General features: G+C 40.6%; 9 protein-coding genes and 1 tRNA gene. All 10 read left to right on the top strand.

Going from position 1 to position 12,670, the window contains the following annotated elements; translation table 11 throughout:
* Positions 1-36: 36 nt before the first annotated feature.
* The 10 genes from tuf (at position 37) to rpoC (ending at position 12,609) form a co-directional block, all read left to right on the top strand.
* Positions 37-1,224, top strand: coding sequence for an elongation factor Tu (tuf, locus tag B5F77_RS03170; protein WP_087327531.1), 1,188 nt, complete (start codon positions 37-39; stop codon positions 1,222-1,224).
* Positions 1,225-1,302: 78 nt separating this feature from the next.
* Positions 1,303-1,375 (top strand) — tRNA-Trp (locus B5F77_RS03165).
* Positions 1,376-1,393: 18 nt separating this feature from the next.
* Entirely contained in the window at positions 1,394-1,588 is a 195-nt protein-coding gene (gene secE, locus B5F77_RS03160) for a preprotein translocase subunit SecE (protein ID WP_087327528.1), read from the top strand.
* Between the two features lie 12 nt (positions 1,589-1,600).
* Entirely contained in the window at positions 1,601-2,143 is a 543-nt protein-coding gene (gene nusG, locus B5F77_RS03155) for a transcription termination/antitermination protein NusG (protein ID WP_087327525.1), read from the top strand.
* Positions 2,144-2,210: 67 nt separating this feature from the next.
* On the top strand, positions 2,211-2,654 hold the full coding sequence (gene rplK, locus B5F77_RS03150; protein WP_087327523.1) for a 50S ribosomal protein L11: 444 nt from the start codon (positions 2,211-2,213) through the stop codon (positions 2,652-2,654).
* 14 nt (positions 2,655-2,668) lie between these two features.
* Positions 2,669-3,367, top strand: a complete 699-nt coding sequence (gene rplA / locus B5F77_RS03145; protein WP_087327521.1) for a 50S ribosomal protein L1 — start codon at positions 2,669-2,671, stop codon at positions 3,365-3,367.
* 13 nt (positions 3,368-3,380) lie between these two features.
* Positions 3,381-3,902, top strand: coding sequence for a 50S ribosomal protein L10 (rplJ, locus tag B5F77_RS03140; protein ID WP_087327518.1), 522 nt, complete (start codon positions 3,381-3,383; stop codon positions 3,900-3,902).
* A gap of 47 nt (positions 3,903-3,949) precedes the next feature.
* Positions 3,950-4,324, top strand: coding sequence for a 50S ribosomal protein L7/L12 (rplL, locus tag B5F77_RS03135; protein WP_087327515.1), 375 nt, complete (start codon positions 3,950-3,952; stop codon positions 4,322-4,324).
* Between the two features lie 108 nt (positions 4,325-4,432).
* On the top strand, positions 4,433-8,245 hold the full coding sequence (gene rpoB, locus B5F77_RS03130) for a DNA-directed RNA polymerase subunit beta (protein WP_087327512.1): 3,813 nt from the start codon (positions 4,433-4,435) through the stop codon (positions 8,243-8,245).
* A gap of 77 nt (positions 8,246-8,322) precedes the next feature.
* On the top strand, positions 8,323-12,609 hold the full coding sequence (gene rpoC, locus B5F77_RS03125; protein ID WP_087327507.1) for a DNA-directed RNA polymerase subunit beta': 4,287 nt from the start codon (positions 8,323-8,325) through the stop codon (positions 12,607-12,609).
* Positions 12,610-12,670: the final 61 nt, after the last annotated feature.

The raw sequence follows: 12,670 nt of genomic DNA, 5'->3' as shown, positions 1-12,670 counted from the left end.
AATGAAATTATTAATCAAATAAAGGACAATTAAGTTATGGCAAAAGAGAAATTTGACAGATCGAAACCACATGTTAACATTGGTACGATTGGTCACGTTGACCACGGTAAAACAACTTTGACAGCCGCTATCACAACGGTGTTGGCAAAGAGAGGTCTTTCAGAACAGCGTTCATTCGATTCTATCGATAATGCACCTGAAGAAAAGGAAAGAGGTATCACTATCAACACTGCTCACGTAGAGTATCAGACGGCTAACCGTCACTATGCTCACGTAGACTGTCCGGGTCACGCCGACTATGTAAAGAACATGGTAACTGGTGCTGCTCAGATGGATGGTGCTATCATTGTAGTTGCTGCTACTGATGGTCCTATGCCTCAGACTCGTGAACATATCTTGTTGGCTCGTCAGGTGAACGTACCGCGTTTGGTTGTTTTCTTGAACAAGTGCGATATGGTTGACGATGAAGAAATGTTGGAATTGGTAGAAATGGAAATGCGTGAATTGCTTTCGTTCTACGGTTACGACGGTGACAATACTCCTATCATCCGTGGTTCTGCGCTGGGTGCGTTGAATGGCGATCCGAAGTGGGAAGAAAAAGTAATGGAATTGATGGATGCTTGCGATACTTGGATTCCGTTGCCTCCGCGTGAAATCGATAAGCCTTTCTTGATGCCGGTTGAAGACGTGTTCTCTATCACAGGTCGTGGTACTGTAGCAACAGGTCGTATCGAAACTGGTGTTGTGAAAGTAGGTGATGAAGTTCAGATTATCGGTTTGGGTGCTGAAGGTAAGAAATCTGTTGTTACAGGCGTTGAAATGTTCCGCAAACTGTTGGATCAGGGCGAAGCTGGTGATAACGTAGGTTTGTTGCTCCGTGGTATCGATAAGAACGAAGTTAAGCGTGGTATGGTAATCTGCCACCCGGGTCAGGTTAAGCCTCACTCTAAGTTTAAAGCAGAGGTTTATATCTTGAAGAAAGAAGAAGGTGGTCGTCACACTCCGTTCCACAACCACTACCGTCCTCAGTTCTATATCCGTACATTGGATGTGACGGGTGAAATCAAGTTGCCGGAAGGAACTGAAATGGTTATGCCAGGTGATAACGTAACAATCGAGGTAGAATTGATCTATCCGGTAGCATGTAGCGTAGGTTTGCGTTTCGCTATCCGCGAAGGTGGTCGTACGGTAGGTGCAGGTCAGATTACAGAACTGGAAAACTAATAATAGTAAAGAATGAAGAGTTAAGAATGAAGAATCGGTATACCGAAAAGAAGTAATTCTTAATTCTTCATTTTAACTACGGAACTAGCTCAGTTGGTAGAGCACTGGTCTCCAAAACCAGGTGTCGGGAGTTCGAGCCTCTCGTTCCGTGCAAAAAATAACAGATTCGATGAAGAAAATAGTTGAATATATAAAAGAATCTTATAACGAACTTGTATATAAGGTTTCTTGGCCAACAAAAACAGAGCTTGCGAATAGTGCAGTTGTGGTTATGTTTGCTTCCCTTATCATAGCTGTTGTAATCTTTGTTATTGACATGGGCTTTGAAGCTGTGATGCGTTTCTTCTACGAAAAAATCTTTTAATCAGTTTTGAAAATGTCTGACGTTCAAAAGAAATTCTATGTTCTTCGTGCTATTAGCGGAAAGGAGAATAAAGCGAAAGAGTATTTGGAAGCTGAGATAAAGAATACGGATTTAGGAGAATATGTATCTCAAGTTTTAATTCCGACTGAAAAAACTTTTACGGTGCGTAACGGGAAAAAAGTAATGAAAGAACGTGCTTATTTGCCAGGTTATGTATTAGTAGAAGCTGCTTTGGTGGGAGAAGTCGCTCATCGATTGAGGAACATTCCTAACATTATTGGATTTTTAGGAGGGTCTGATAACCCCGTTCCGCTACGTCCTGCAGAAGTAAGTCGTATTTTAGGTACGGTTGATGAAATGCAAGAACAGCCGGATGATGCTGATATCCAATATTTCGTAGGAGAAAGTGTGAAAATCACATTTGGTCCATTTAATGGGTTTAGTGGAATCATCGAAGAGGTAAATGCCGAGAAACGGAAACTCAAAGTGATGGTGAAAGTTTTTGGACGTAAAACCCCACTTGAGTTAGGTTATATGCAGGTGGAGAAAGAGTAAGTACTCTGGTTACGAAAAGTATGGATCTTTCAGTTGTAGGTGTTATACTGTATTAAATTTTAGAAAAATGGCTAAAGAAGTTGCTGGACAAATCAAATTGCAAATTAAAGGAGGAGCAGCAAACCCTTCTCCCCCAGTAGGACCTGCATTGGGTTCTAAGGGTATTAACATTATGGAGTTTTGCAAGCAATTTAATGCCAAAACCCAAGACAAAGCAGGTAAGGTATTGCCGGTAGTAATTACTTACTATACAGATAAGTCTTTTGACTTTGTCGTTAAAACCCCTCCTGTGGCTATTCAGTTGTTGGAAGCTACGAAACAAAAGAGTGGTTCTGCAGAGCCGAATCGTAAGAAAATTGCAGAAATTTCTTGGGATCAGGTAAAAACGATTGCAGAAGACAAGTTACAAGATTTGAACTGCTTTACTGTTGAGTCGGCCATGAGGATGGTTGCTGGAACAGCGAGAAGTATGGGTATCACAGTTAAAGGGACATTCCCGGGTAATAATTAAAAACTTCAATTGAAATGAGTAAACTTACAAAAAATCAAAAGTTGGCTTTGGGTAAGATTGAAGCTGGGAAGACATATTCATTGAAGGAAGCTTCTGCGTTGGTTAAAGAAATTACAACCACAAAGTTTGATGCTTCTGTAGATGTAGATGTTCGTTTAGGTGTTGATCCCCGTAAAGCCAATCAAATGGTGAGAGGTGTTGTTTCATTACCTCATGGAACTGGTAAACAGGTTCGGGTTCTTGCATTGTGTACTCCAGACAAGGAAGCAGAAGCTACTGCAGCAGGAGCTGACTATGTCGGTTTGGATGAATATATCAATAAGATTAAAAGTGGTTGGACGGATGTTGATGTAATTATTACGATGCCTTCCATCATGGGTAAGATTGGTGCTTTGGGACGAGTGTTAGGTCCACGTGGCTTGATGCCTAATCCTAAAAGCGGTACTGTCACGAATGAAATTGGTAATGCTGTAAAAGAAGTAAAACAGGGTAAAATCGATTTCAAAGTAGATAAGGCTGGTATTGTTCATACTTCAATCGGTAAGGTTTCTTTTAATGCAGATCAAATTCGCGATAACGCAAAAGAATTTATCTCTGCATTGATTAAATTGAAACCGTCAGCAGCTAAAGGTACGTATATTAAGAGCATTTATCTTTCAAGTACTATGAGTGCGGGTATCAAGGTAGACCCGAAATCAGTTGATGAACTTTAAAAACAATTGAACAATGAGAAAGGAAGATAAAGGTGTTATAATAGAGCAACTGACTGCAACATTGAAGGAGTATCCTAATTTTTACCTGACGGATATTGAAGCTATTGATGCAGATACAACCTCTCGGTTGAGACGTGAATGCTTCAAGAATGACGTTAAGTTGGTTGTTGTTAAAAATAGTTTGCTGAAAAAAGCATTGGAGAATGTAGAAGGTGATTTCTCTCCTTTACATGATTCGATGAAAGGGAGTACAGCTGTGATGTTTTCGCAGGTGGCTAATGCTCCGGCCCGTTTGATTAAAGATTTTACGAAAGATACGAAAGGTGAAGGTAAGCCTCAGTTGAAAGCTGCTTATGTACAAGAAAGTTTTTACGATGCAACTTCATTGGATGTGTTAGTAAGTATCAAGAGCAAGAAAGAACTTATTGCAGATGTTATTGCTTTGTTGGAATCTCCAGCGAAGAATGTTATTTCGGCTCTGCAATCATCCGGGCAAACAATCCATGGCTTGTTGAAGACATTGGAAGAAAGATAATTTAAGTAGTTAATAAAGTAAAAAATAATCATTTAAATCATACAAAAATGGCAGATTTGAAAGCTTTTGCAGAACAATTAGTAAACCTGACCGTAAAAGAAGTTAGTGAATTGGCAACAATTCTGAAAGAAGAATATGGTATTGAACCAGCTGCTGCAGCTGTGGCTGTTGCAGGTCCGGCAGCAGGTGCTGCGGCTCCGGTAGAAGAGAAGACATCTTTCGATGTAATTTTGAAATCAGCAGGTGCTGCTAAATTGCAGGTAGTTAAAGCTGTTAAGGAACATTGTGGTCTGGGCTTGAAAGAAGCTAAGGACTTGGTAGATGCTGCTCCTAGCAAAGTTAAAGAAGGTATTTCTAAAGAAGATGCTGAAGCATTGAAGAAGGCTTTGGAAGACGCTGGAGCAGAAGTTGAGCTTAAGTAATAAATTTGTAACCTGTTAATCAGGTAGTTGGTTAAGAATCTTCGGCGATGGGGATTCTTAACCTTTTTGCGTCTATAATTTTAATAAGTTCAATAAAATCCTTACTAGATGTCTTCAACAGCTGTAAATCAAAGAGTAAATTTTGCTTCGATAAAGAATTCTCTACCATATCCGGATTTTCTCGAAGTGCAATTGAAGTCTTTTCGGGACTTCCTTCAACTCGACACACCTCCTGAAAAGAGAAAGAAGGAGGGTTTGTATAAAGTATTTGCTGAGAATTTCCCTATAGCAGATACTCGAAACAATTTTGTGCTGGAGTTTTTAGATTACTATATAGATCCTCCTCGTTATAGCATAGATGAATGTATTTCACGAGGACTTACTTATAGCGTTCCGCTAAAAGCGAAGTTAAAACTATATTGTACGGATCCGGATCATGAAGATTTTGATACTGTCATACAGGATGTATATTTGGGTCCTATTCCTTATATGACAGAGCGTGGTACATTCGTGATTAACGGTGCAGAGCGTGTTGTTGTATCTCAGTTGCACCGCTCTCCAGGTGTTTTCTTTGGACAAAGTGTTCATGCGAATGGTACAAAATTATATTCTGCACGAATCATTCCTTTTAAGGGTTCGTGGATTGAATTTGCAACGGACATTAATAATGTCATGTATGCTTATATTGATCGCAAAAAGAAGTTACCTGTAACTACTTTATTAAGAGCGATTGGTTTTGAGAGCGATAAAGATATTCTTGAAATCTTCAATTTAGCGGAAGAAGTTAAAGTAACGAAAGCTAATTTGAAGAAGATGATTGGTCGTAAATTGGCTGCTCGTGTATTGAAAACATGGGTGGAGGATTTTGCTGATGAAGATACAGGGGAAGTTGTATCTATTGAACGAAACGATGTTATTGTTGATCGTGAATCTGTTTTGGATGATAGTAATATTGAAGATATTCTGGAATCAGGTGCTCAAAATATTTTGTTGCATAGGGAAGATCAGAATCTATCTGATTATGCTATTATCTATAATACGTTGCAGAAAGACCCGAGTAATTCAGAAAAAGAAGCAGTCCTTTATATTTATCGTCAGTTGCGTAACGCTGAACCTGCAGATGAAGCTAGTGCGCGTGAAGTCATTACCAATTTGTTCTTTTCTGATAAGCGTTATGACTTGGGTGATGTAGGACGTTACCGAATTAATAAGAAATTAAATCTTTCTATTAGTGAAGATATAAAGGTTCTGACGAAAGAAGATATAATTGAAATCATCAAGTATTTGATAGAATTGATTAATTCTAAAGCAATAGTAGATGATATCGATCATTTGAGTAATCGTCGTGTTCGTACTGTTGGTGAACAATTGTATAATCAATTTGGCATTGGTTTGGCTCGTATGTCACGTACGGTACGTGAACGTATGAATGTGCGCGATAATGAGGTTTTCACTCCGATCGATTTGATTAATGCAAAGACGATCTCTTCTGTGGTGAATTCATTTTTTGGAACGAATGCATTATCGCAGTTTATGGATCAAACCAATCCATTGGCTGAAATTACACATAAACGTCGTCTATCAGCTTTAGGTCCTGGAGGTTTATCTCGTGACCGTGCAGGTTTTGAGGTACGCGATGTGCATTATACACATTATGGTCGTTTATGTCCGATTGAAACACCAGAAGGACCAAATATTGGTTTGATTTCTTCGCTTTGTGTATATGCTAAAATTAATGATTTAGGATTTATATCTACTCCTTATCGTTCTGTAGAAAATGGGAAGGTGGATTTATCTCCTGAAGGATTACGGTATTATACTGCTGAAGAAGAAGAAAGTAAGATTATTGCCCAGGGAAATGCTCCTTTGGATGATGAAGGTCGTTTTGTTAGGGATAAAGTAAAAGCAAGACAAGAAGCCGATTTTCCTGTAGTTGCGCCAGAAGAGGTGAATCTAATGGATGTTTCTCCAACGCAAATTGCTTCTATTGCAGCTTCTTTAATTCCTTTCTTGGAACATGATGATGCAAATCGTGCGTTGATGGGATCAAACATGATGCGCCAGGCGGTTCCTTTGTTACGAACAGATGCACCTATTGTAGGTACGGGAATTGAAGCTCAAGTAGCACGCGATTCACGAACTCAGATCATAGCAGAACGTGAGGGTGAGATAGTTTTTGTAGATGCGACTTGCATTAAGATTAAATATGACCGCACGGAAGATGAAGAGTTTGTTAGCTTTGAAGATGCGGTTAAGACCTATAATATCCCGAAATGGCGTAAGACAAATCAATCAACTACGGTAGATTTGCGTCCTATTTGTCATAGAGGGCAACGTGTAAAGGCTGGAGATATCTTGACGGAAGGTTATTCTACTCAGAATGGTGAGTTGGCATTAGGAAAGAATGTGAAAGTTGCTTATATGCCATGGAAGGGTTATAATTACGAAGATGCCATTGTGTTGAATGAACGTATGGTTCGTGAAGATTTCTTTACGTCTGTGCATGTGGATGAATATATTTTGGAAGTACGCGAAACCAAGCGTGGTATGGAGGAGTTGACCTCTGATATTCCAAATGTAAGTGAGGATGCTACGAAAGATTTGGACGAAAGAGGTATTATCCGTATTGGTGCACGAGTTGAACCAGGTGATATTTTGATTGGTAAGATTACCCCTAAAGGCGAATCGGATCCTTCTCCAGAAGAAAAGTTATTGCGTGCAATTTTTGGAGATAAGGCTGGTGATGTTAAGGATGCTTCGTTGAAGGCTACTCCTTCTTTACGAGGTGTGGTAATTGATACGAAATTATTCTCGAAGGCTGTCAAAAAACGTAAAGCAAAGGCTACAGACAAAGCTCTTTTGCCGAAATTGGACGAAGAATATGAGGTAAAGATGGCGGACTTGAAGAACTTGCTAATTGATAAGTTGCTAACTTTAACGAATGGCAAGGTGTCTCAAGGCGTGAAAGATTATATGAATTCAGAAATTATCGTCAAAGGGGCGAAGTTTACTCGTCGGCCGTTGGAAGAATTGGATTATAATACAGTTCAAGTAAGTGGGTGGACGGCTGATGAAGATAAGAACGAATTAATCCGGCAAGTAATATTGAATTATCTGAAGAAATATAAGGAACTAGATGCCGAATTGAGACGTAAAAAGTTCGATCTTACAATAGGCGATGAGCTTCCAACTGGTATTGTTCAGATGGCTAAAGTTTATATTGCGAAAAAGCGTAAGATTCAAGTCGGTGATAAGATGGCTGGTCGTCACGGTAATAAAGGTATTGTTTCAAAGATTGTTCGTCAGGAAGATATGCCTTTCTTGGAGGATGGAACACCCGTAGATATTTGTTTGAATCCGTTGGGTGTGCCTTCTCGTATGAATTTAGGACAGATATTTGAAGCTGTATTAGGTTGGGCTGGTCGTAATTTGAATGTAAAATTTGCTACTCCGATTTTTGATGGCGCTTCGTTGGATGATTTGAACGCTTGGACAGATAAGGCTGGAATTCCTCGTTATGGAAAGACTTATTTGTATGATGGAGGTACAGGTGAACGTTTTGATCAGCCTGCTACGGTAGGTGTCACTTATTTCTTGAAATTGGGGCACATGGTTGATGATAAGATGCATGCACGTTCAATTGGTCCGTATTCGTTGATTACGCAACAGCCTTTGGGTGGTAAAGCTCAATTTGGAGGTCAGCGTTTCGGAGAAATGGAGGTTTGGGCACTGGAAGCATTTGGTGCCGCTCATGTTTTGCAAGAAATTCTGACGATTAAATCAGATGATGTTGTAGGTCGTTCGAAAGCTTACGAAGCGATTGTGAAAGGCGATCCGATGCCACAACCAGGTATACCTGAATCATTGAATGTGTTATTGCATGAATTGAGAGGTCTCGGTTTGAGCATTACATTGGAATAATATGCTATTTATTTCATATCAGGTGGGCGAAAGCCTACCTGCTTTTAATTGTTGATAACTCTTTATAAAAATAAAATATGGCCTTTAGAAAAGATAGTAAGATAAAGAGTAACTTTACGAAAATATCGATAGGGTTAGCATCGCCAGAGGAAATTTTAGAGAATTCGTATGGTGAGGTGTTGAAACCTGAAACGATTAACTATCGCACATATAAGCCGGAACGCGATGGTTTGTTCTGCGAGCGTATATTTGGTCCTGTGAAGGATTATGAATGTCATTGCGGTAAATACAAACGGATTCGTTATAAAGGAATTGTGTGTGATCGTTGTGGTGTGGAAGTTACCGAAAAGAAAGTTCGTCGTGAGCGTATGGGACACATTCATTTGGTTGTTCCTATTGCACATATTTGGTACTTCCGTTCGTTGCCTAATAAGATTGGGTATTTATTGGGATTGCCCACAAAGAAGTTGGATGCTATTATTTATTATGAAAGATACGTAGTTATCCAACCGGGATGCGTTGATTCGGTGGCAGAGTTGGACTTATTGTCGGAAGAAGAATACTTGGAAATTTTGGACAATTTGCCCAAAGAAAACCAATTGTTGGAAGATTCAGATCCTAATAAGTTCATAGCAAAGATTGGTGCAGAAGCTGTGTATGATTTATTAACACGTTTGGATTTGGATTCCCTTTCTTATGAATTACGTCATCGTGCGAATACAGATAGTTCTCAACAACGTAAAAATGAGGCATTGAAACGTCTGCAGGTAGTTGAATCTTTCCGTGCATCGAAAGGTAAAAATAGACCGGAGTGGATGATTATGAAGGTGATTCCGGTGATTCCGCCTGAATTGCGTCCGTTGGTTCCATTAGATGGTGGTCGTTTTGCTACTTCAGATTTGAATGACTTGTATCGTCGTGTTATCATTCGTAATAATCGTTTGAAGCGTTTAATAGATATTAAAGCTCCGGAAGTGATTTTACGTAATGAAAAGCGTATGCTTCAGGAAGCAGTTGATTCGTTGTTCGATAACTCTCGGAAGTCGAGTGCGGTGAAGACTGATGCAAATCGTCCATTGAAGTCATTATCGGATAGTTTAAAGGGAAAGCAAGGACGTTTCCGTCAGAATTTGTTGGGTAAACGTGTAGATTATTCAGCTCGTTCTGTAATTGTGGTAGGTCCTGAATTGAAGATGCACGAATGTGGTTTGCCGAAAGATATGGCGGCTGAATTGTATAAACCGTTTATTATTCGCAAGCTAATTGAGCGTGGTATTGTAAAGACGGTAAAGTCTGCTAAGAAGATTGTAGACCGAAAGGAACCCGTTGTTTGGGATATTCTGGAATATGTGATGAAAGGGCATCCGGTATTATTGAATCGTGCCCCTACGTTGCACCGTTTGGGTATTCAGGCATTCCAGCCTAAATTGATTGAAGGAAAGGCTATTCAGTTGCATCCGTTGGCTTGTACGGCATTTAATGCGGACTTTGATGGTGATCAGATGGCGGTTCATTTGCCTTTGGGAAATGAGGCGGTATTGGAAGCTCAGTTATTGATGTTGGCTTCTCATAATATTTTGAATCCTGCGAATGGAGCTCCTATTACTGTCCCTTCTCAGGATATGGTGCTTGGTCTGTATTATATTACGAAGTTGCGCAAAGGTACGTTGGGTGAAGGCTTGGTATTCTACGGACCGGAAGAAGCTACAATTGCTTACAATGAGAAGAAATTGGACATTCATGCGCCTATTAAAGTGTATGTAGACGATTTGGATGGTGATGGTAATATCGTGAAGAAGATGGTCGAGACTTCGGTAGGTCGTTTGATGGTGAACGAATTTGTACCGAAGGAAGTTGGTTATCTGAACGAAGTATTAGGAAAGAAGGCTTTGCGCGATATTATTGGTAAAGTAATTAAGGCTTGTGGTGTGGCGCGTACTGCTCAGTTCTTGGACGATATCAAGAATTTGGGTTATTATATGGCGTTCAAGGGAGGTTTGTCCTTCAATTTGGCTGACGTGTTGATTCCACCGGAAAAGGATGACTTGGTAAAAGAGGGTTATGACGAAGTAGAGCAAATCATGGCTAATTATAATATGGGTTTCATTACCAATAATGAACGTTATAACCAGATTATTGATACTTGGACGCATGTGAATAGCAAGCTCTCGAATATTTTGATAAAACAATTGACGGAAGATAACGATGGTTTCAATTCTATCTTCATGATGATGGATTCAGGTGCCCGTGGTTCGAAAGAGCAGATTCGTCAGTTGTCAGGTATGCGTGGTTTGATGGCAAAACCGCAGAAGAGTGGAGCTGAAGGTGGTCAGATTATCGAGAACCCGATTCTTTCTAACTTTAAGGAAGGTCTGTCTGTGTTGGAGTACTTTATCTCTACGCATGGTGCTCGTAAAGGTTTGGCCGATACGGCATTGAAAACAGCTGATGCGGGTTATTTGACACGTCGTTTAGTCGATGTTTCGCATGATGTGATTATCAACGAAGAGGATTGCGGTACGTTACGCGGTTTGGTATGTACGGAGTTGAAGAACAATGAAGAAGTGATTGCTTCGTTGTATGAACGTATTTTAGGTCGTGTGTCTGTACACGATGTTATCCATCCAACGACGGGTGAAATCATTGTAAAAGCTGGTGAAGAGATTCGTGAAGAGGCTGCTAAGAAGATTCAAGAGTCTCCAATTGAAAGCGTAGAAATCCGTTCGGTACTTACGTGCGAATCGAAGAAAGGTGTATGTGCGAAGTGTTACGGCCGTAATTTGGCTACGAATCAAATGGTTCAGAAGGGCGAAGTGGTCGGTGTTATCGCTGCCCAGTCCATTGGTGAGCCGGGTACTCAGTTGACTTTGCGTACATTCCACGTCGGAGGTATTGCTTCGAATGTGGCTACGGAAAATAGTATTTCTTGTAAGTATGATAGTGCGTTGTTGGAAATCGACGAATTACGCGCGGTGAATGCCGAAGAGGAGGGTAAACCTCATCAAGTCGTTGTCAGCCGTTTGGCTGAAATGCGTTTGATCGATCCGCATACGAAGATTGTTTTAATGACGCATAATATTCCGTATGGTTCGAAGTTGTTCTTCAATAGCGGCGATACGTTGAAGAAGGGGGATGTCATTATCGAATGGGACCCGTTCAATGCCGTTATCGTATCGGAAGTTTCTGGTAAATTGGAATTCGAAAGCGTTATTGAGAATGTGACTTATAAGGTTGAAAGCGATGAGACGACTGGCTTGAAGGAAAAGATCATTATCGAATCGAAAGATAAAACGAAGGCTCCAGCTGCTCATATCGTAGACGAGAATGGTAATTATTTGAAGAATTATTCATTACCGCTTGGCGCTCACGTAGTGAAGGATGCAGGCGATATGGTGAAAGCAGGTGAAGTATTGGTGAAGATTCCGCGTGCGGTAAGTAAAGCGGGTGATATCACGGGTGGTTTGCCTCGTGTAACAGAGTTGTTCGAAGCTCGTAATCCGTCTAACCCTGCAGTTGTATCTGAAATCGATGGTGAAGTAGGTTTCGGTAAGATTAAACGTGGTAATCGTGAAATTACCGTAACTTCTAAGTTAGGCGAGGTGAAGAAGTATATGGTGCCGCTGTCGAAGCAGTTGTTAGTACAAGAGAACGACTATATTCGTGCAGGTATGCCTTTGTCGGATGGTGCTATTACTCCTTCGGATATCTTGTCTATCATGGGTCCGACTGCCGTGCAAGAGTATATCGTGAATGAAATTCAGGATGTCTATCGTTTGCAGGGTGTGAAGATTAATGATAAGCACTTCGAAGTTATTGTACGTCAGATGATGCGTAAGGTGGAAATTGTTGATCCGGGAGATACGCGTTTCTTGGAGCAACAGGTGGTAGATAAAGTCGAAGTCATGGAAGAAAATGACCGCATCTGGGGTAAGAAAGTAGTCACAGATGCAGGTGATTCGCAAACGTTGAAGGCTGGGCAGATTGTGACGGCTCGTAAGCTGCGTGATGAAAACAGTATGCTTAAACGTCGCGATTTGAAGCTCGTAGAGGTACGTGATGCGATGCCAGCCACGGCTAATCAGATTTTGCAGGGTATTACCCGTGCCGCTTTGCAAACCGGCAGCTTTATGTCGGCCGCTTCTTTCCAGGAAACGACGAAGGTGTTGAACGAAGCTGCTATCAATGGCAAAGTAGATTATCTGGAAGGCTTGAAGGAAAATGTCATTTGCGGACATTTGATCCCGGCTGGTACAGGACAGCGTGAGTTCGATAAGTTGATTGTCGGAGCGAAAGACGATTTCGATCGTTTCTTGGCTAACCGCAGAAACGTAGTCGATTTCAACGCTATGGATAAGGATGATTAATTGTTTTGAATTTTACGATAATAGGTAGAAAGAAGGCAACCGCTTGTGAAAGTGGTTGCCT

Origin of the sequence: Parabacteroides sp. An277 (assembly GCF_002159645.1) — a bacterium.
Lineage (GTDB): Bacteria > Bacteroidota > Bacteroidia > Bacteroidales > Tannerellaceae > Parabacteroides.
The sequence above is the reverse complement of the archived record's forward strand: the minus strand, read 5'-3'. Positions and strand labels throughout refer to the sequence as shown.

Excerpts from the sequence above, each read along its gene's own strand:
- tuf (WP_087327531.1), top strand. The coding sequence starts at position 37 with ATGGCAAAAGAGAAATTTGACAGATCGAAACCACATGTTAACATTGGT.
- secE (WP_087327528.1), top strand. The coding sequence starts at position 1,394 with ATGAAGAAAATAGTTGAATATATAAAAGAATCTTATAACGAACTTGTA.
- nusG (WP_087327525.1), top strand. The coding sequence starts at position 1,601 with ATGTCTGACGTTCAAAAGAAATTCTATGTTCTTCGTGCTATTAGCGGA.
- rplK (WP_087327523.1), top strand. The coding sequence starts at position 2,211 with ATGGCTAAAGAAGTTGCTGGACAAATCAAATTGCAAATTAAAGGAGGA.
- rplA (WP_087327521.1), top strand. The coding sequence starts at position 2,669 with ATGAGTAAACTTACAAAAAATCAAAAGTTGGCTTTGGGTAAGATTGAA.
- rplJ (WP_087327518.1), top strand. The coding sequence starts at position 3,381 with ATGAGAAAGGAAGATAAAGGTGTTATAATAGAGCAACTGACTGCAACA.
- rplL (WP_087327515.1), top strand. The coding sequence starts at position 3,950 with ATGGCAGATTTGAAAGCTTTTGCAGAACAATTAGTAAACCTGACCGTA.
- rpoB (WP_087327512.1), top strand. The coding sequence starts at position 4,433 with ATGTCTTCAACAGCTGTAAATCAAAGAGTAAATTTTGCTTCGATAAAG.
- rpoC (WP_087327507.1), top strand. The coding sequence starts at position 8,323 with ATGGCCTTTAGAAAAGATAGTAAGATAAAGAGTAACTTTACGAAAATA.